Consider the following 20206-nt stretch of genomic DNA (forward strand, 5'->3'; position numbering starts at 1 on the left):
AAAGGGTCGATCGTCGTGGCTGTCGGCAATCTTACCGCTCACGGAGTTCGTCGGCGTGGGCTTTCACCTTTCGAATCGCAGCAGGGATCGTCCGGATGCCCTCCTCGTCGGCGAGCAACACCGGATGGCTGTAGGCGACGTTCTCCCTGCACAGTTGCTCCGCACCGGGAAGGTACAGGTTCCAGTAGTCCGAAACGTCCGTTCCGGGTGGGAGAAGCCGCCGAACCTGATCGCGGAAGAACGCCGGTTGCTTGTAGATCGGCACTTCGTAGCCGTCGTAGACCGGCACGCCCTCGGCGCGCACGGCCTCGATGAATCGGTCGCGGCTGAGCCCACCGAACGCCTCAGCGTCGTAGCGAACGTTCTCCAGACAGTAGCCGCGAGCGGTGATGCGATCGTCTCGCGGTTTCGTGTGAATTCCGTCGATCTCCTCGAGTTCTGCGAGAAGCAATTCCTCGTTCGCTTCGCGGCGCTCGTTCTCCTCCGGTAGCTTCTCGAGCTGGCCGATCGCGACGGCGGCCTGGAACGCGGACATCCGGGAGTTCGAGGAGAGTTTGTAGTGACGATATCCCGTCTCACCTTGCGAACGGCCGATGTTCTGCATGACCCGGGCTCGTTCCGCGAGCACGTCGTTGTCGGTGACGACGATGCCGCCTTCGCCGCTGGGTAGTGACTTCGACTCCTGAAACGAGAACGTCCCGAAGTCCCCGAAGGTGCCGACCTTCTGGCCGCGCCACTCCGATCCCTGCGCGTGGGCCGCGTCCTCGATCAGGAAGAGGTCGTGTTCCTCGACGATCGGCAACAGTTCGTCCATGTCCATCGGATATCCCGCGAAGTGGACGCCGATGATCCCAACCGTGTCGTCGGTGATCTTCTCGCGCACCGAATCGGGATCGATATTGAACGTCTCGGGGTCGGTATCCGCGAATCGCGGGATCGCTCCCACGGCAGGAACGACGCTGGCACTCGCGATGAAGGAGTAGGAGGGGACAATCACCTCGTCGCCGGGCTCGACGCCGACGGCTCGGAGCGCCAGTTCGATCGCGACGGTCCCGTTACTGACGGCGATCGCGTGTTTGGCGTCGTGGTACGCGGCAAATTCGTCCTCGAGGCGTTCGATCCACGGTCCGCGACACCAGTTGCCGCCCTCGAACGCCTCGAGGAGATACGCTCGACAGGTATCGGTCGGCTGTGGCCACTCCGGAATCGAGAGTGCTTCGGCTGCTTTCGGTCCGCCGTCGATGGCAAGTTCGACCATAGTTACCTCTCTCATTTCTGTGCGGGCATAAAGATACCGCGAGTCGGTACTAGCTGGGGTTCGAGGACACCGGTCTGTTCGACGGTCGAGGTGCCCATCTTTATGCCGGCCCTCTTCGACTGTTGCGGCATGCCAGCACTCTGGACATATCCTTGGACGCTCGAGCACGAGGGACTCGAATCGGCCTGTGAACGGCTCCGCGATCACGGCATCGACGCGGTCAACGTGGCCAGCCACTATCACTCGGTTCGATCGATGCAGCCCCGGTTTCCCGACGACCTGTTTCGCGCCTACGGCGGCGGCTGTTACTTCGACCTGGGCGAGCGCTTCGACGATCTGCCGATCGAGCCGCCGGTCAACCGCGTCGGCTCGTGGGACGATCCGCTTGCGGAAATCGTCGACGGGGCACACGAACACGGGATAGCCGTCAACGCGTGGACGGTCTGTCTCCACAACACGCGGCTGGGATCGACGAACCCCGACTACCGGTTCGAGAGCGCGTTCGGCGACGCCCACGACCACTCGCTGTGTCCGTCTCACCCCGCGGTACAGGACTACTTCGCTGCAGTCGTCGGATCGATCCGTGACCATGGCGTCGACGAGATTCAGCTCGAGTCGATCGGCTTCCCGAGCGCGTTCCACGACCACGGATCGAAGTACGGCCACGACAAGCGTCAGACGGTGACGACCGAGAGCGAATCGGTACTCCTCTCGCAGTGTTTCTGCGATGGCTGTCGATCGGCCGCCGCGTCGCACCGGGTCGACCTCGAGCGAGCGCGAGAGCGCGTCCAGGAGCTCGTTCGCCCTTCACTCGCCGATCCAAACGCCTCGCTTCCACCGGTAGAGGACCTTCGCGAGCAAGACCCGCTCGTGGACGACCTGCTCGAGTTCCGAGCGACCGTGATCGAGGCATTGATCGAGCGACTCGCCACGGCGTCCAGATCGACGCCGCTCAACTACTACGCGATGGAGGCGTACGGCCAGGCGCCGTCGGCACTCCCCGCGGCGGGCGTCGATCTGGCGCGCCTCGAGGCCCACCTCGACCGAGTGACCGCGCTGTGTTACGTCGCCGAGACCGAGACGGCCCGCGAGCGAATCGAGGCGCTCGAGCGCGTCGTCGACTGCCCGATCGATGCCGGTATTACACTCGATCCGGCCGTCGTCTCCGGAGCCGATCAGGTGGCCGCCCTCGTGGAGGGAATCCGGTCGGCGACCGACGGCCGCCTCTCGATCTATCACCACTCCCTGCTGACAGAGGCGCACCTCGAGTGGATCGGCGAGACGCTCGCGTAGCGGGACGCGTTCGTCGCCGTCCAGAGCATCGACGGCCACCTCTACCTTGACCGCTCACTCGGCTCCGACCACGGCCTCGAGCGACCGGAACGTTTTCGTCACCCACAGGCCGTACTGTAGCCATGTCCAGACGACTGCTGGTGATCGGCGCCCACCCCGACGACCCCGACATTCGCGCCGGCGGACTGGCGTGTTCGTGGGCGGACGCCGGCCACGACGTCCGGTTCGTCTCGATGACCGACGGCCGTAGCGGCCACCACGAACAGGGCGGGAGCGAACTCGCCGAGCGACGTCGACAGGAGGCCGCTGCAGCCGCCGACACCGCCGGAATAGAGTACCGCGTCCTCGATAACCCGGACGGTCGGCTCGAGCCGACCCTCGAGAACCGCGAGACGGTCATCGAGCTGATCCGGGAGTACGACCCCGACCTCGTGTTGACCCACCGGACCAACGACTATCACCCGGATCACCGGTACACCTCGCAACTGGTTCGAGACGCAGCGTACATGGTCACCGTCCCGAACGTATGCCCGGAGACGCCGGCGCTCGAGGACAACCCCGTGTTCGCGTACCTGCTCGACACGTTCGAGCGGCCGTACCCGTTCACGCCGGACGTAATCGTCCCGATCGACGACGAACACGTCGACTGCAAGTACGACGCACTCGACTGCCACGAGTCCCAGATGTACGAGTGGTTACCGTACAACAAAGGCGAACTCGAGGCCGTTCCCGACGACCCCGACGACCGCCGCGAGTGGCTCGAGACGGACCCGATTCCGGGACTCGCGGAGATGCGCGCGACGGCAGATCGGTTCCGCGACGACCTGATCGAGCAGCACGGACCCGAACGCGGCCGGGAGATCGAGTACGCCGAGGCGTTCGAGGTGTCCGAGTACGGCGGCGACCTTACGTCGCCTCTCGCCTCGGATCTCGTGTCTCCCTGATTCCAACGCTTCGAGGGGGTCGAGCGGGTCTCGACGCTCGAGCGCTGCCTCATCTACAATTCATCACAGTGGCTGAAAAGCAGCCGAGAGCCGCTGGAAGCGGTCCCTGATACGTCTCGAACGGTCAGCCGTGGCGCTCGAGCAGCGCCGTCGCGTGCTCGCCCCGACCCGTCCGTCGAAGGTGCTCGGCGTAGTCCTCGAGCGCGTCCCACGTGTAGTACGGTCCCTTGCCGCGGAGGACCTGCCACAGCGGATCAGTGACGGCGTTTTCGGCACCGGGGTTGCCGCCCCGCTCGCCACGGGCGGCCTCGAGCAGGCGGTCGTCGACCCACCGCTGGAGCGTGCTCAATCCGTCGCGGACGACGTCGGGGTGCTCGTCGACGAGGTTCGTCGTCTCGTGGGGATCGTGGGCCAGGTCGAACAGCATGAGGTCCTCGAGGTCGCTCTTGAACGCGTCGTGGTAGGTCTTGATCAGCAGCCAGTTGTCCCAGCGAACGGCCCGCTGGCAGGTCCAGGTGCCCTGGCTGAGCACGAGGCGTTCGCGGCCGCTTCCGTCGTCTATTTCGTCGCCGGTGACGGATCCGGCGAACGACCGCCCGTCCCAGCCCCCGGGGACGTCGCCGCCGACGAGGTCGACGAGCGTTGGCGGGAAATCGAGTTGGTACCGAAACTCGTCGTCGACGCCCGGTTCGATGCCGGGGCCGCGAACGATCAGCGGGACGTTACAGGTCGGTTCGTCGGCCGTCTGGTGGTCGCCGTAGACGTTGAGTTCGCCCAGGTTCTCGCCGTGATCGGCGCTCACGACGACGAGCGTCTCCTCAAAGACGCCGGCCTCCCGCAGGAGGTCGAACAGCATCCCGACGTGGTAGTCCATGTAGTGGACGCCCACGTCGTAGCCGTCGACCATGGTCTCGAAGTCCTCGCGCGAGGCGACGTCCGGGGGCATCCGGGGCGCGTCTCGCTTGTCGCCCCAGCTACACAGGTCCTGTGCGCTCTGGGCGCCGGTCCCCTGGTAGTGGCGCTCGATCACGTCCTCAGTCGGCCACTCCGGGGCGGGGTCGTCCGCGAACGGGTGGCCGTACTCGAGCGGCGTCGTGTACTCGGTGTGGGGGTCCCAGAAGTTGACGTGGAGGTACCAGTCGTCCTCGGCGGCGTGCTCGGTAAGCCAGTCGTGGGCGTAGGGGTAGACCTCGTCGGCCCGCTCCGAGCCGTTGCCGCCGGTGTCGTAGAGTTCGTCGAACCCCTCGACGACCTGCCAAGCGTCGTGACGAGCGGGAAACGGGCTGATCATCGCCGTGTCCAGCCCCTGTTCGCCGAGAATCGTGGCGAGCGTTTGGAAGCGCCGCGGGTAGCGTTCGCCGCGTGCGGGACCGTGTCGGCGCGGGTCGGCGTTCAGCCCGCCGTGATTGATCACGCCGGTGTGGATGCCGAACCGACCGGTGTAAAACGCCGTCCTCGAGGGGAGACACGGCGCGTCGGACGCGTAGACGTTCGTGAACCGGCGCCCGTCGGCGGCAATCTCGTCGATGTTCGATGACGTCTCTCGGTGGTAGCCGTAACACCCGAGGTGGTCGGGTCGCAACGAATCGACGTCGACGTACAGTATCCGCATGTGATGAGATTCTCACCCAGGAGAATAGGTGTTTGGTCTGTTGCCGGCTCGACGTCGTCGTCCATCGGTGACGTCTCGAGTCGGGCGACCCCCGAAGGTCGTCCTCGAGGCGCCCTTACTCGGCCCCGGAACCGACGTGAGCAGCAATCCGCTCGACGACGTACTCGGCCTGGTCGTCCGGGAGACACCGCGGGTTGATCGTGAACTGGGACTGGTGGACGTCGTCGGCACCGACGAAGATTCGCGGGTTCTCCGCCCGGAGCCCCCCGACCAGCGACACGGTGTCGACCGGCGACCGCTCTTCGTCCACGGTCACGACGACGCTCGTGACGGCGTCGGTTTTCCCGGCGTTGGCGAGGGAGGCGTCGAGACAGCCGATCCCCTCTAGTCGGCCGGCGATTCGCTCGGCGCGGTCGTGCCACTCGTCGAGTACCGCCTGGTCGTCCTGCTCGATGAACGCGTCCAGGGCGGCGATCAGTCCGGCCAGTTCCTCCTTGCCGACCTTCATCGATCGGCCGATCCCCTGTCGGGGGACGCCGGGGAGGTCGTCGACATCGACGAGGCTCTCGGGCGGGTCGTACACCGGCTCCGAGGCGTGCATGTCGAGGTGCTGGCGGGCGACCGATTTGATCAGGTCCTCGCGTCCGGCGAGGATGCCCGACGACTGCGGGCCGCGGATCGCCTTCCCGCCGCTGAAGGCGACGAGGTCGGCGCCCTGTTCGACGAATTTCGAGAGGTTCTCAGTCGGCGGCAACTCGGCCGCCGCGTCGACGATGACCGGGACGTCGTGGTCGTGTGCGATTTCGACGACCGTCTCGAGCGGCGGGCGCGTGTAGGGTTTCTCCATGTAGGCCACCGCGACCGTCTCGTCGGTGATCGCCGCCTCGATCTCCCACGGCTCGGTGTTCTCGGACCCGGTCCCAAGGGTGTAGTCGTTCGCCCCCACGTCGACGATATCGGCGCCGGCGACGCGCAGGGCGTGGTCGTAGCCGTTGCGGTGGGTCCGGGGCATCACGATCTCGCTCGGCACGTCCTCGGTGTCGGGCAACTGCGCCATGACCTCGAGGTCGTCGCCGGCGATGCACGCGGCTGCCGCCAGCGTGAGCGCGGAACTCGCACCGTTGGTGACGTAGCCGGCGTCGGCGCTGGTCGCCTCGGCGATACGTTCGGAGGCGGCCGCCTGCAGGTCCGAGAGGCGGACGAACGCCTCCGCCGCGCGGTTCATCGCCTCGAGGGACTCCTCTCGGATGAGCGTGCCGCCGATCCGCGTCTTGGTACCGGTCGCGTTGACAACCGGTGGGACGCCGAAGTCGTCGTAGATCGTGTCCCCGTCTAACGTCATCGGGCGATCACCCGGTTCTCGAGGACACCGACGCCCTCGAACTCGACCTCGACGACGTCACCCTCGCTCAACTCGTCTGGTCCGAACGGCGTCCCGGTCGCGATGACGTCGCCCGGCTCGAGAGTGATGAGTTCGGAGACATCCGAGACTAACTCCGGCACCGAGAAGATCAGGTGTTCGCGGGTGCTCTCCTGTTTCGTCTCGCCGTTCAGGCGCAACTCGAGGGTGGCGTCGTCGGGCACCTCGTCCGGTGTGGCCACCACGGGCCCCATCGGGAGCGAGGCGTCGAAGGCCTTCCCGCGCACCCAGTTGCGCTCCTCGGCCTGGTCGTCCCGGTTCGAGATGTCGTTGAGGCAGGTGAAGCCCTCGACGACGTCCATCGCTTCGTCGACCGAGACGTCGCGACACTGTTCGGCGATGACGACGCCGAACTCGGCCTCGAACTCGACGCTCTCGCGTCCGGGCGGCAGTTCGATGGCGTCGCCGTGAGCGACGACACAGTTGGGCGTCTTCAGGAAGAGTTCTGGGCGCTCCGGTCGGTCGTCGAAACCGGACTCCCGGCGGTGGTCCATGTAGCCGCCGGCCTGGCAGATGATCTTCGTCGGTTCCGACGGCGGGAGGACGTCCACCTCGTCGGGATCGTACGTCTTGCCGTCGGCGACGATACCGTCGTCGGTCCACTCGCCGCGTCGTGCGTAGCCAGTCTGGTCGCTGAATCGTACAGTTCGCATTGTCACTCGAGCATTCCCGCGAGACACCAACGTTCTTTCGATCCCGCCAGTAATCGGCCGGTCGAACCGGTACTCAGGCCCGAATCGCGCCGCCGGGCCGAGCGCCGGTGTCCTCGCTGTCGCGAACGATCGGTGTCCCGTCGACCACGACGTGCTCGATCCCGAGCGGGTACTGCTCCGGGTCGTCGAACGTCGCGCGGTCGTCGACTACCGCCGGGTCGAAGACGACCAGGTCCGCGTCGAGGCCCGGACGGAGCACGCCCTTCGAATCGAGTCCCATCGCTCGAGCGGGGAGCGACGTCATCGACCGGACGGCCTCCTCGAGCGACAGGAGGTTCTCCTGACGGACGTACTTCGCCAGGATGCGAGGGAACGATCCGTAGACGCGGGGGTGGGGACGGGCCCCGAACAGGCCGTCAGTGCCAACCATGACGCGCTCGCTCTGCATGATCGTTCGGACGTCCTCCTCGATCAGCCCGTGAGCGATCATCGACGCCTCGAAGTCCTCCGCGAGCAGGACGTCACAGAGGACGTCGATCGGCGTGCTGTCGCGTTCGGTCGCGATGGTCGCGATGTCGCGTCCACCCTCCTCGCCGAACGCCTCGGAGGTGAGGTTCGTCACCTCGATACGGTCCCACCCGGTCTTGCCGCCGACGTTCTCCCAGCCGTCGATGCGCCACTCCTCGATGTCACGGCGAATCTCTTCGCGCTGGTCGGGGTCCGAGAGCGTCTCGCGGAGGGCGTCGGCATCACCGGACTGCACCCACGGCGGCAATAGCGACGTCAGCATGCTACTTCCCGCGGTGTAGGGGTACTGGTCCGCGGTGACGTCGATACCGCGCTCGCGGGCGATTTCGACCTGTGCGAGCAGGCGGTCGGCCTTTCCCTGCTGTTCGCTGCCGGTAACTTTGAAGTGCGAAATCTGGAGCGGAATGTCGTGTTCGGCACCGATGTCGACGAACTCGTCGAGGGCCTCCCAGATCCAGCGACCCTCGCTGCGAATGTGGGCGACGAACGGCCGCCCGTACGGCGCGAGTTCGGCCGCGAGTCGGGACACTTCCTCGGTCTCCGAGTACACCTGCGGTGTGTAGACGAGTCCCGTCGAGAAGCCGATGGCGCCGTCCTCGAGGCCCTCACGGACGAGCGCTGCCATCTCCTCGAGCTCGTCGTCGGTCGGCTGGACGTCGTCCATGCCGAGCACGTCGTAGCGGGCGGTGCCGTGGCCGACGAGCGTCGCGACGTTTGGCGCGATGTCGGCGTCGTCGACCGCGTCGAGGTACTCGCCGAGGGAGTTCCACGACCACTCGCGCTCGAGTCTCCCTGCGAGGCCGCTGAGGTATTCCTGCCACGGGCCGATCCCCTCCTCGCGGTAGAGCGGGGCCATCGAGAACCCGTCCTGGCCGAGGATCTCGGTGGTGATTCCCTGCCGGGTCTTTGGCGCGAGCGAGGGGTCGGCGAACAGCTCGAGGTCGGAGTGGGAGTGGGCGTCGATGAAGCCCGGGCAGACGACGCTCCCGTCGGCGTCGATCCGCGTGTCGGCGTCGAGGCCGTGGTCGGGGGCCGTCGCGATTCGGTCGATGCGACCGTCGACGACGCCGACCGCGCCGCGGATCCAGGGCGCGCCCGTGCCGTCGACGATCCGGGCGTTCTCGACGAGTAAATCGAAGCTCATGCTCACCCAATTCGTTGCCCGCGTCCTAAATCCACCGCTCGGACGAGGCAAATGGCTCGCTGAGTGGGCTCCAGTCGCGTTCCCTTGATCGGCCTCGGGCCACCTGTCCTCGCGCTGAGTGAGCCTTCCTTTCGTGTTATCGTAAAAATGTATTCTTGTAATGAAAATCTATATATCCTACGAGTCCGAGTGTTATTTGATGTCACAGCGCAAGCAGCGTGAGCGTGAGCGTGAGGAGTCCCCCTCCGAAACGGGTAACGACCACCAATGGGAAATCGATCAGCTGGGCACGGTTCGGAACCCCCCGACGAATCCGAATCTCTCGCGACGATCGGTCCTGACGGCGACCGGTGCCGGGTTGCTCGCCGGATTGGTGCCAGCGGGTACTGCCACCGCAGCCGAAGACGACGAGCGCTATCACCGCAAAACGCGACCGACGATGTGGACCGAAGCGATGCGGTCGAACGCACAGCGAAACATCGACCGCTACGACTGGGCGGCGGGCCAGCGCGACAACGCCGTCGAATCGGCCGATAGCTACCTCGAGAAGTACGGCCCTGATCTCGACAGCCTCTGGAGTCTCGTTACGTCCCAGCAGGTCCCCCGTGGTGGTGGCCTCTCGAACGAACGTCTCATCCTGGGTGGCGACAGCGACCCCGGCACCGACCGCCTGTGGAAGATAGAGACGAACGACGACGACCCCCACGGCGACGGGAAGTTGACGGTGCCGACGAACGACTTCGGCGCCTACCGCGAGAGCGGCCTGGACGACCGGGGAATGTTCGACCCGGACCTCGCGGACGACTCGTTGCTGGTCAACGAGGAACATCCCGAGATGGGCGAAGGCTGGGGCGTCGACGACGGCTGGGGCTGGGTCGACGAGAACGACGATCTCGGGATGGGCGAGGGCAATCGGTGGAACTTCGTCGCCTACTACAACCACTGGTTCGTCTGGCGCCCCGGTGGGGTTCGTCGGATTCTCGACGCGCTGGTCGACGCCTACCTGCTCACCGAGGAATCGAAGTACGCGGTCGCGGGGCTAGTACTCATGGATCGGATCGCGGACGTATACCCCGAGATGACGATTGCAGACTACCAGCAGAACGCCCACGGCTTCTGGAACAGCCACGGCGGCCGCCAGACCGGTCGCATCATCGGGTCGCACTGGGAGGGCAACCTCGCCCGGCGGCTGCTGGTCGCCTACGACGCGTTCTTCCCCGCGCTCGACGATCCGTCCGTCGCGGATGAAGTCGTGAGCTTCCTGGACGGGAAGACCGACGAATACCCCGGACTGGCCGACAAGGATTCGGTCGCGCGTATCCGAGAGAACATCGAGGAGAACTACATCCAGGAGATTTTCCCGGCCGCGAAGGCCTCCCAGATCGCCCCTGGGCGGGGTCAGTTGTCGGCACTCGCAATTTCGGCCCGGGTGCTCGACGACACGCGCGAGAACGGCTATACGCGGGAGGCCATCGAGTGGATATTCCAGCCCGGCAACGAGTACTTCGACGGCGACGTCTGGAACGAGGAACCCGAGAACTGGTACACGACGGGTGGAAACGTACTCGCTCCGGTCGTCGACCAGTGCGACCGCGATGGGTACTGGCACGAGGGCTCACTCGGCTACAACCGGATCCGGATGTCCTCTATCCTGCAGGTCGCCCAGAACCTGCAAGGCTACGACGGGTTCGACGGCGCCGATCTCTACCAGCATCCGAAGTTCCAGAGCGCACTCAAGATCAACTCGGATCTCCTCCTTCTGGACGAGTTCTCGCCCGCACTCGGGGACACCCACCACCCGGCGGGCAACGAGATGAGCCAGAGCGGCATTTCGGACGGCTACGAGGTGACGGGCGACTCCCGATTCGCCAAGCTGTGGCACTACTCGAACGGCTACTCCACGGCCGGAATCAGGGGCTCGATCTACGACGCCGAACCCGAGGGACTCGCCGAGGAGATCCAGTCGATCATCGACGCCGATGGACCCCTCGACCTGCCGAGCCAGAACCTCGCCGGCTTCGGCTTTGCGGCCCTCCGGGATGGCGAGAACTACACGACCGAATCCTTCGGCGAGACCTACGACACGTCCGACCTGTTCGCTGAGGCCTCCGCGCCGATCAACGACAGCTTCGACGAGGCGATCCAGTTCGAAGCCAGCCAGGCGGGCGAGTGGTGGACGTTCGAGTTCGACGTCGCAGACGCCGACGAGTACGAACTCGAGCTCGAGACGCTGTTCGTCAGTACCTACGGCATCTACGACCTATCCGTCAACGGCGAGTACGTCGACACCATCGACTTCATGGCCGACGGCAGCGGTCGAGACACCATCTCGTACCTGCTCGAGTTGCCCGCGGGAACCAACACGATGCGCTTCGAGTGCGTCGGCAACAACGACGACTCCGGGGGCTACAAGATGGCGCTGTACTACCTGACGTTGCTCGACGAAGAAGCACGCGAACGTCGGGACGCGGCCGAACTGGGGAACGCGAAGCGCGCGTTCTGGATGTACTACGGCCGCAACGGAATCGGCGGTGGTGGAACCCCCCACGCCCACCGCGACACGCTACAGATCGGCGTCGCGGCCCACGAGATGGAACTCTCGCGAGACCTCGGCTATCCGGAAGCCACTGGCACCTATCCGCCTCGGCAGTTCTTCACGGACAACACGATCAGCCACAACACGGTCGTGGTCAACGAGCGCGGCCAGGATCACCACTGGGTCGGCACGCCTCGACATTTCGAGGGTGACGACGAGCGGGTGAACCTGATCGACGTCGAGGCACCCCACGTCTACGAGGAAGCCGACGAATACCGGCGAACGACCGCGTCGATCACCGTCGACGAAGAACACTCCTACGCCGTGGACTTCTTCCGCGTCGCCGGCGGCGACGACCACCGCTACAGCTTCCACACGACGAAAGCCGACCTTTCCACCGAGGGCCTCGATCTCGAGGCCCAGGACGGCGGGACGTTAGCCGGTGAGGGCGTTCCGTATGCAGATTCGTCGTACAACAGTGCGCGGTCGCCGGACTCGCGGGGGTCCGGGCTCAACTACTTCGATCAGGTCGAGCGCGACGACGACCCCGCAGACCGGGTCGTCCTCGACTGGGATGTCGAGGACCACTTCAATCTGCGTGACGACGACGCCGACGGCGTTCACCTGCGACTTACGTCGTTCGGCGACTTCGACGACGTCGAACTGGCCAACGGGTATCCACCGAACAGCTCCGGCGGCGCCGCGCCAGAGTCCAGTCTCAGGTACGCCTTCCTCAACCGGCGCGGGTCGGACCTCGAGACGACGTACACCTCCGTGATCGAACACTACGACGGCGACCGGGTTGTCGAGTCGATCGAGGAAGTTCCGGTTTCGGGCGGGCCGGGCCACGCCGTCAGGGTCGAGCTGACGAACGGGCGCACCGACTACGTGGTCTGCGCGTTCGAGAAGACCGACACGCTGACCGTCGACGACGCCTTCGAGTTCAAGGGCTTCTTCGGCCTCTACTCGGTCGAAGACGGCGAGTCCGAGTACGCTTACGTCCAGGACGGGACACACCTCGAGCCCCTCGACGAATCACCGCTCATCCGGGAGGCCGAGGGGTTCGTCCGGGGCACCGTCGAGGACTTCACCCGCGAAATGAGTCTCGAGAACGACCTGACGATCCGGGTTGCTGCCGATAGCAGCCTCCTCGAGCGCCACACCGGGTTCGTCTACGTCGACAACGACCAGCGCGACCCCTGGCGAGGCGAACCCGACCCCGAGAACCCGGTCCTGGGTCGCGATCAGCGCGGCCGAGGGAACGGTTCCTACCCGGTTGAGGCCCTGGAGGACGGGCGTGGAAACCTGCTGACGGTCGACGTCGGCGAGAAGACGTTCACCCGAGACTTCGTCGACCCCGACCAGCTCGAGGACGGCGGGTACAACTACATTATCGAGGAAGGCGACGACGTTCGGATTCCGTTGACGTCGGTGTGGTCGCGGGAGTAGGCGGTCGCGGTTCCCGTTTTTCTGTCCTCGCGTTCACGGTCTCGATTTTCTCTTCTCACGTTCGTAGTCTCGATTTTCTTCCCTCGCGTTCGTGTTCCCGACCCTCGCCGAGCCCCTCCCGACTTCCAGTCGGTGCATCTGGCTCGCACGTCGTCTCGTGTTCCGGCGCTCGAGCGAGTGGGATTCGGTCGAAACATTACAGCGCTCGAGCGGAGATCAGTTGGAACGGCGGAGTGCTCGAGCGGGGCTCGGCTGGAACGGCGGATCGCTCGAAAAACGGTCAGGCTCGCGATTCGTTCGTCGGCCGATCAGCCGACAGCGTCTCGACGTACTCGAGGAAGTTGTCGAACAGCACTTTGGCGTCGGCCGCCGTGACGACGTTCTCTTCGGTAATTCCATCGAGGACGGCGGCGATTCGATCCTCGGGCAGGTCCTTCTCGCGGGTGATCCGCTCGGCGGTCGCGCGGTCGTACTCGGGATGGAACTGGACGCCAAAGACGCGCCCGGCACGGAAGCCGTGAATCGAGTAATCGTTCTCGGCCGTGAGTTCGGCTCCAGGCGGGAGTTTCGTCACCTCGTCAGAGTGGGTCGTGAACGCCAGGAACCGGTCGGGGAGTCCCGACAGCAACTGCGAGTCGCCAACGCGTTCGATTTCCCGGTAGCCAATCTCGTACTCTCCCATCGGTTCGACCCGGCCGTCGAGGACGTGCGCGAGCAACTGGTGGCCGAAGCAGACGCCGAGCACGGGGAGGTCGCGGTCGATCGCCTCGTCTACCCACTCGAGCAGTGGCGGAATCCACGGTTCGTCGCCGTAAACCGACGCACCCGACCCGCTGACGATCACGGCGTCGTAGTCGTAGGTCTCGGGGAGATCGCCTTCGTCCACCGCGAACGAGCGGAGGTTGGCCTGTACGTCTCGATCGAAGTTCCGCGCCGTCGCCTCGTCGTGGTACGAGGCGTTCAACAGCGCGACTCGGAGTGCGTCCATATTTGTTGACCGGTACGAAACACTGGAGGGGGAAATACGTTACCGTCCCGTCGAGACGATCGATCGGATAGTCTCGAGGTCGGCCTCGATCGCCTCCCGGTAGGGACGTTCGTCGGTCACGAACTCCACGTTCGCGAAGCCGTCGAATCCACCCTCGAGGAACGGCTCCAGGATCGCCTCGAGGTCGTAGTACGCCTCCGCAAGCGGGGCGCGAGCGCGTTCGGTTCGCTCGCGCGTCGTCTGGAGGTGGAGCTGATTCGAGAGCGGCGCGAGTTCCCGGGCCTCGCGCTCGAGTTCGGGTGCTGGAATCGAAAAGCCTGGCTGGTAGTTCAGGCGACAGCGCTCGTCGTCGATCGCTTCGATCAGCCGTCTGGCACCCTCACGGGTGTGCGTGACCGTGTTGTTGTGCTTCTCGACGGTGATCTCGATGTCGTAGTCGGCGGCCCGTTCGGTCAGTCGCTCGAGGTCGGCGACGACTCGATCCCAGTGGTCCTCGTCGTGATCACCGTATTCCTGGCTGCCCGCCCAGACCCGGATGATATCCGTGTCGAGGCGATCCGTCACCGCGAGTTCGTGCTCGAGGTCGTCGGCGAAGTCGTCGCTGCCACAGCGCAGGTACGAGCCGTAGGAGGCAATCTCGAGGCCGCGAGCGCTCGCCGCCTCGTTGATCCGCTCGCAGGTCGCCTCGGAGCCGTCACCGACGTGATCGCGGCCCCAGAGTTCGACGCCGTCGTACCCGGCGTTGCTGGCCAGCTCGAGGATCTCCTCGAGGGGGCGCTCCTTGGCGGAGATTGTACACAGGCCGACGCGGATCGTCATCGCTCTCCCTCCACGTTAACGTAGGCGTCCGTGATACGCTCCAGCTGGTCGTCGGTCACCGACAGGTCCATCGCCCCCGCGTTCTCCTCGAGTTGGCCGACCGTCCGGGCACCGACGATGGGGACGCAGGTGAATCGGTCGCGATCCATACACCACCGGAGGGCGACCTGCGCGGGCGTCGCCTCGGTCTCGGTCGCGACCGACCGGACGGCCTCGAGGACGCGCCACTGCCGCTCGTCGAACCGGTCGTTCCACCCGTCCAGGTCGCCCCGCGATCCGGCGGGCACCTCGCTGTCGCGGTCGTACTTCCCCGTGAGGAAACCGCCCTCGAGGGGCGAGTACGGACAGACCGCCAGGCCCTGGTCGGCACAGACGTCGAGGTACTCGGCGACCTCGTCCCGGTAGGCGGCGTTGAATCGCGGCTGGGTAATCTCGAAGCGCTCGAGGTCCTCGCGGTCGCTCTGCCAGAGCGCCTTCGTCAGCTTCCAGGCCGCACCTGCAGACGCCCCGAGGTAGCGGACGGTGCCCTCCCGGACGAGGTCGTCGAGAGTTCGCAGCGTCTCCCGGAGGGGCGTCCCGTCGTCGAATCGATGGATGTAGTAGACGTCGAGGTAGTCCGTGTCGAGTCGCTCGAGCGTGTCCTGGATCTCCGAGCGGATCGACTTTCGCGAGAGGCTCGTCTCGGGCACGCCGCGCGTTCGCCACCAGACTTTGCTGGCGATCACGACGTCCTCGCGGTCGTGGTCGGCGAGCCACTCGCCGATCCAGCGTTCGCTTCGCCCGCCGCCGTAGCTGTTGGCCGTGTCGACGAAGTTGATCCCCTGCTCCCAGGCCGCATCCAGCAGGTCGTGTGCGGTTTCGCGGTCCGTCTCGAGCGTCCCGTTCGACTCCTTGCCGAACCGCCAGGTGCCAAGACACAGCGGCGACACCGTCAGCCCGGTCGAGCCCAGTCGTCGGTACTCCATGTGTGGGTACTGTGACCCCGCCACCAAAGAGATAGGGGGAGCGGCAGGGTACGCGGTCGGTCGCTGGTGTGTCGCCTCGCGGCTATCGATTCTCGAGGGGTACCGTTCGCCATCGCTCGCTCGACTCACTCAAGTCGCTCACTTGCTCGACTCACTCACTCGTCCGGCGGCAACTCCCCCGACTCGATGAGCGCAGCCAGCGGATTGTCCTCGATTTCCAGCGGGAGGCTGACGCGCCCCCGTTTGCGCGCCGACTCCCAGATACCGAAGACGAGCTCCGTCGATCCGAGCGCTCGTCGGCCACTGATGATCGGCTCCTCGCCGGTCTCGAGGGCCTCGAGGAGCGTCACGATGGCCGCGTCCTGGGCGGCGTCGCCGCCGACCTCGACGGTCCGCCACTCGCCGTCGGTTCGGATGCGATACTCGTCGCCGAGTTGGAACTCGATCTCGCCATCGGTCCCGACGAAGCGATTGGTGTGGTGGCCGACGGCCTCGGCACCCGCACCCGTCGAGCAGAGTGCGTGAACGCCGGATTCGTACGCCCACATGCCGAGTCCCTGGCGTTCGGACGGCATGTTCGTGTACCAGACGTGCTCGTCCGGGTAGTTGATCTGCCCGAGCACCCACGCCACCGATTCGTCGCCGAGGACGTAGTTCGCGAGGTCGATGTGGTGAAGCCCCGTCTGGAGCAGGTCCTGGCGACCGATCTCGACGCGCTCGAGGTCGCCGATCGCCCCGTTTTCGATGACCCGCTTGATCTCGCCAGCGGCGTCGCTGCACCGGTTCTGGAGGTTGATCGTCAACTGGACGTCAGCGTCTTCACAGACCTCGACGAGACGCCGGCTCTCCCCGACCGTCTCGGCCATCGGCTTCTCGCAGTGGACCGCCTGCACCGACTCGTGGCGGGCACACGTTTCGACCAGCTCCCCGTGCGTCGACGGTGGGGTGCAGATACTGACGACGTCGGGGGTTGCCCCATCGAGCATCGCCTGGACGTCCGTGAAGACCTGGTCGTCGTCGAGACCGAACTCGTCCCCGAACGCGGCTGCGTGATCGGCCACGATATCCACGCAGGCGGCCACCCGACAACCGTCGGCCCGTCGAAAACTCCGTGCGTGACGGTGACCCATTGAGTAGCCGTCGTGATCCGAGTCCTCGGGGTGTGGCCCGGTTCCGACGATTCCAACCGTGTAGTCGCTCATGGTGTGACGGGTCGTAGTTCCGGCGACCGTCCTATAAGCGTGCCGGTGGCCTCGAGGACGGCTACGTCGCGGACGCGTCGGTATCGACGTCGACCCACTCGCCCGTCTCCGCGGAATCGTAGGCGGCGTCGAGAATGCGAAGAACTGCAACGGCGTCCTCGAGCGTGACTGGTGGGTCGCCCTTTCCGTCGCAGGCCTCGAAGAATTCCTCGACGAAGTCCTTCCCCCACGATCCGCCGTAGCCCGGGGTCGGGTCGTACTCGTGGGTGATCCTCCGGTGGGGCGTACACGCCCACTCGCCGCTCGTGTCGTCGAGTTCGAGCGTCGTCTCGCCCTCGAACCCGAACTTCCGTCCCATCGGATCCCAGCTACTCCGACCGTCGCTTCCGTACAGGTCGATTCTGGTGTCGTAGACGCCCTCGCCGAGATGGTAGCCGCAGTGGAGCGTGCCGATCGCACCCCCGGCCGTCTCGAGCTGGAGCGTCGCGACGTCCTCGACAGTGATCCCCTCGGTACCTGATACCATGTTCGCGTTGACGCGTACGATGGGTTCCTCGAGGAGGGAGTCGATCAGCTGGAGCCAGTGGATGCCGAGCCACTGGAGGATGCCACCGCGACTCGCGTCCTCGTCGAAGATGAAGTGGTCGGTGTCCCGGAACGACAGCTGGGAGGCGACGTAGCGCGCCTCGAACGCGCGGACGTCGCCGAAGAAGCTGTCCTCGACCAGTCCACGAAGGTCTCGAGTGATCGGGTGCGATTGCCACGGATACGACACGCAGACAGTTTCGTCGGCAGTGGCGGCTCGCTCGAGCACGAGCTCGAGGTCGGCGACCTGGCGGGCTGCTGGCTTCTCCGTGTAGACGTCGACTCCGGCGTCGAGTGCCCGTTCGATGGCGTCGGGCGTATCGCGGTTCGGCAGCGTGAGGAAGACAGTATCGACCGACTCGGCTGACAGTAGTGCCTCGAGCGAGTCGTAGATGGGGACGTCGCCGAGGGAGTCGACGGTGGACAGATCGAAAGCCGGATTCGGTTCGCACGCGCACGTCACCGTCGCCTTCGCCTGTAGGGCGTCGAGGGTCTGCAGATAGGGCTCTGCGTGGTGGTGATCGAGGCCGACGTAGCCGACGGCTCGGTCCGTCATTTCGTTGCCTCCAGGCCGTCGCCAGTTCGGTCGAACGTGTGACCGATGCGATGACGGCCCTCGTTCCTGTTGCACCGAGTCGTTCGCCACCGGTAGCGGACGAGGATTGTCGGCATTGCTGTCTGCCTGGCGACGGTATTCGATTCGCACGGTCCAGTGACGTGTCCGGTTCGGGGACCATGAGGGATCACGTCAGGCTCACCTGCGGAAGATCCGATTCGCATAGCTGCATCGTTATCACTCGGTTCATGGTGGCAAGTTGTAATGTACGTTGTGGTGAGAGACGTGTCACGACTCGATGGACGGGTGTTTCGGGAATCCAAATTCGAACACACTTTACCACGGATGATGGAGGGTGCCGGTCGCGATAGTACCGTACTCGAGCCAGAGCGGTCGAAGACGCCGTTACGACCAAACAGCGAACGTGGACAAACCGGAAATCGTTTTGCACACGTAAACAGCCATTCACGCTCGAGAACGAACGTCGTTACTGCCGTATTTCGCCATTATATCGGTAATGACTGCCACAGAGAACCATAACGTGACTCTCATACGTCTGTAACAGCCTGTGACTATTTCACACTCTCTGTTTTGTTATGTAAAACAGTGGCCGGAACTCTTCGAACGTACCGTCCCTCTGAGGTACTCGTTCGTCAGCACCGTCGACTTCGTCGGTTCGTCTGCGAACCTGAGCCCAATTCGAGGTGATTCGAACCGTTTCAGGTGCCCACACCGTAGTTTGGTCATTCGTGTATCACCCTCCCAGGCGACCGTCCCGTCGCCGTTGTAGCCGGACCAGACGGGCAGGATCGGGTCGGCGTCTCGGACGGGGAGAGAGGAATAGGTGTTTGACGATCGGAAACGACTCGACCAGGACCGACGTCGATGGTCGGTGACCGACTTCGACGGCCAGTGACTAACGTTGGTGGTCGACGACCAACGACCGGTGGCTTGATACCCGGACGCTCCCTCGTATCGAGCGACCCATGACGAACGTACTCCTCGCTGGTGAGTCCTGGCAACTGCTCACCTTCGAGATCAAGGGACAGGACGTCCTCACCGGGGCGTCGTACGACGAAGCGCCGGATCACCTCGTGGCGGCCCTCGAGGTCGCGGGCGCGTCGGTGACCTATCAGCCCTGTCACGTCGCGACCCGCGAGTTCCCTCGCACGCGGGCCGACCTCGAGGCGTACGACCTTGTAATCCTGAGCGACATCGGCGCGGACACCCTCCAGCTTACGCCGCAGGTCCGGCGGGGCGAGGCCGACGTCGACCGTTGTGAACTCCTGGCGTCGTACGTCGAAGACGGCGGCGCACTGGGGATGATCGGCGGTTACATGAGTTTCGGGGGCGTCAACGGCCAGGCGCGGTACGACCGCACCGCGCTCGCCGACGTCCTGCCGGTCTCGATCGGTCCCGGCGACGACCGGGTGGAGGCGCCGGCCGGCGTTCGACCGACGAACGAAGGGGTTCCAGGAGCGGACCTCGACGACGAGTGGCCTGCCGTTCTCGGCTACAACCGGGTCGTCGCCGACGCCGACGCAGACGTCTGGGCGAGGGTCGGCGACGATCCCCTGGTCGCCGTCGGCTCGTACGGGGACGGACGATCGTTCGCGTTCACCACCGACTGTGCGCCCCACTGGGCGCCGCCGGCCTTTCTGGAGTGGGACGGCCTTCCCACCCTCTGGGAGGCACTGCTCGAGTACGTCACCGGCTGACCAGAGTGGTAGGAGATCGGTCGCCTAATTAGAGATCCAAAAGAAGATCGATCATACGGCCTGGCGACCCAAACGTACTTTTGCGTGACCCACGCTACGCCAACGTATGAAACGCTACGAAACGCGCGTCGAGGGCGGCACGGTCTACCTCGAGACCGACGGGGGGGACCTCGAGATCGGTGACCTCGATACCATCGTGGACGTGATCGGCAACGAGACGTACACGATCACCTACGACGAGAAGCAACGAACCCAGACGTGGCTCGAGACCGACGAGGACGGAAGGGTGACGTTCGACGTCCGTGAGACCATCGTCGACCTCGACCACCGGCGTGAGTTCGTCGAAAAGATGCGGGCGATCGATCGCTCCGAGGAGAAGTACGGACTGCCGGAGCGGGCAGTCGAATTTGCCGAGGAGATCGTGTCGATCTTCGAGCAGCAGGGTGCCTCGACGCAGACAACGTAGCGGCTAGAGCGCTCCGAGCACGAAACGCCGCCACACCCATATGGGATCGGAACCAACCGACAACCGATCT

The 20206-nt window shown here is 65.2% G+C and carries 15 protein-coding genes; 5 read left to right on the top strand and 10 right to left on the bottom strand.

Annotated elements, in window-relative coordinates; translation table 11 throughout:
- Window positions 1-31: 31 nt before the first annotated feature.
- Complete coding sequence (locus tag AC6I65_RS09230; protein ID WP_497901619.1) at window positions 32-1258, bottom strand: DegT/DnrJ/EryC1/StrS family aminotransferase; 1227 nt, start codon at window positions 1256-1258, stop codon at window positions 32-34.
- Between the two features lie 129 nt (window positions 1259-1387).
- Here AC6I65_RS09230 and AC6I65_RS09235 point away from each other — a divergent pair, with 129 nt between their 5' ends.
- Both AC6I65_RS09235 and AC6I65_RS09240 read left to right on the top strand, forming a co-directional pair.
- Complete coding sequence (locus tag AC6I65_RS09235) at window positions 1388-2551, top strand: hypothetical protein (RefSeq protein ID WP_497901620.1); 1164 nt, start codon at window positions 1388-1390, stop codon at window positions 2549-2551.
- A 122-nt stretch (window positions 2552-2673) separates the two neighbouring features.
- Window positions 2674-3495: a PIG-L deacetylase family protein gene (locus AC6I65_RS09240; RefSeq protein ID WP_497901621.1), complete on the top strand. Its 822-nt coding sequence runs from the start codon at window positions 2674-2676 to the stop codon at window positions 3493-3495.
- Between the two features lie 124 nt (window positions 3496-3619).
- Here the strand turns inward: AC6I65_RS09240 and AC6I65_RS09245 are convergent, their stop codons facing one another.
- The 4 genes from AC6I65_RS09245 to AC6I65_RS09260 form a co-directional block, all read right to left on the bottom strand.
- On the bottom strand, window positions 3620-5107 hold the full coding sequence (locus AC6I65_RS09245; protein WP_497901622.1) for a sulfatase family protein: 1488 nt from the start codon (window positions 5105-5107) through the stop codon (window positions 3620-3622).
- Window positions 5108-5222: 115 nt separating this feature from the next.
- Window positions 5223-6449 (bottom strand): aminotransferase class V-fold PLP-dependent enzyme, encoded by a 1227-nt coding sequence (locus AC6I65_RS09250; RefSeq protein ID WP_497901623.1) that lies wholly within the window; start codon window positions 6447-6449, stop codon window positions 5223-5225.
- Window positions 6446-7180 (bottom strand): fumarylacetoacetate hydrolase family protein, encoded by a 735-nt coding sequence (locus tag AC6I65_RS09255; RefSeq protein ID WP_497901624.1) that lies wholly within the window; start codon window positions 7178-7180, stop codon window positions 6446-6448. The genes AC6I65_RS09250 and AC6I65_RS09255 overlap by 4 nt, the downstream gene beginning before the upstream one ends.
- 73 nt (window positions 7181-7253) lie before the next feature.
- Window positions 7254-8852, bottom strand: a complete 1599-nt coding sequence (locus tag AC6I65_RS09260) for an N-acyl-D-amino-acid deacylase family protein (RefSeq protein ID WP_497901625.1) — start codon at window positions 8850-8852, stop codon at window positions 7254-7256.
- A 199-nt stretch (window positions 8853-9051) separates the two neighbouring features.
- On the opposite strand from AC6I65_RS09260, the gene AC6I65_RS09265 reads away from it, so the two are divergent.
- Entirely contained in the window at window positions 9052-12837 is a 3786-nt protein-coding gene (locus AC6I65_RS09265) for a carbohydrate-binding protein (RefSeq protein WP_497901626.1), read from the top strand.
- A 280-nt stretch (window positions 12838-13117) separates the two neighbouring features.
- On the opposite strand, the gene AC6I65_RS09270 is transcribed toward AC6I65_RS09265, so the two are convergent.
- From AC6I65_RS09270 to AC6I65_RS09290, 5 genes are all read right to left on the bottom strand, one after another.
- Window positions 13118-13825: a type 1 glutamine amidotransferase gene (locus tag AC6I65_RS09270; RefSeq protein WP_497901627.1), complete on the bottom strand. Its 708-nt coding sequence runs from the start codon at window positions 13823-13825 to the stop codon at window positions 13118-13120.
- 39 nt (window positions 13826-13864) lie between these two features.
- Window positions 13865-14644, bottom strand: a complete 780-nt coding sequence (locus AC6I65_RS09275) for a sugar phosphate isomerase/epimerase family protein (protein WP_497901628.1) — start codon at window positions 14642-14644, stop codon at window positions 13865-13867.
- Complete coding sequence (locus AC6I65_RS09280; protein ID WP_497901629.1) at window positions 14641-15609, bottom strand: aldo/keto reductase; 969 nt, start codon at window positions 15607-15609, stop codon at window positions 14641-14643. Before AC6I65_RS09280 ends, AC6I65_RS09275 begins: the two co-directional genes overlap by 4 nt.
- 155 nt (window positions 15610-15764) lie before the next feature.
- Window positions 15765-16811: a Gfo/Idh/MocA family protein gene (locus AC6I65_RS09285; RefSeq protein WP_497901630.1), complete on the bottom strand. Its 1047-nt coding sequence runs from the start codon at window positions 16809-16811 to the stop codon at window positions 15765-15767.
- 61 nt (window positions 16812-16872) lie between these two features.
- Window positions 16873-17952, bottom strand: a complete 1080-nt coding sequence (locus AC6I65_RS09290; protein WP_497901631.1) for a Gfo/Idh/MocA family protein — start codon at window positions 17950-17952, stop codon at window positions 16873-16875.
- 986 nt (window positions 17953-18938) lie between these two features.
- Here AC6I65_RS09290 and AC6I65_RS09295 point away from each other — a divergent pair.
- Window positions 18939-19670, top strand: coding sequence for a glutamine amidotransferase (locus tag AC6I65_RS09295; RefSeq protein ID WP_497901632.1), 732 nt, complete (start codon window positions 18939-18941; stop codon window positions 19668-19670).
- A 106-nt stretch (window positions 19671-19776) separates the two neighbouring features.
- Entirely contained in the window at window positions 19777-20136 is a 360-nt protein-coding gene (locus AC6I65_RS09300) for a hypothetical protein (protein ID WP_497901633.1), read from the top strand.
- The last annotated feature ends 70 nt before the right edge of the window (window positions 20137-20206 follow it).

The organism is Natronosalvus sp. KLKA75 (assembly GCF_059736265.1).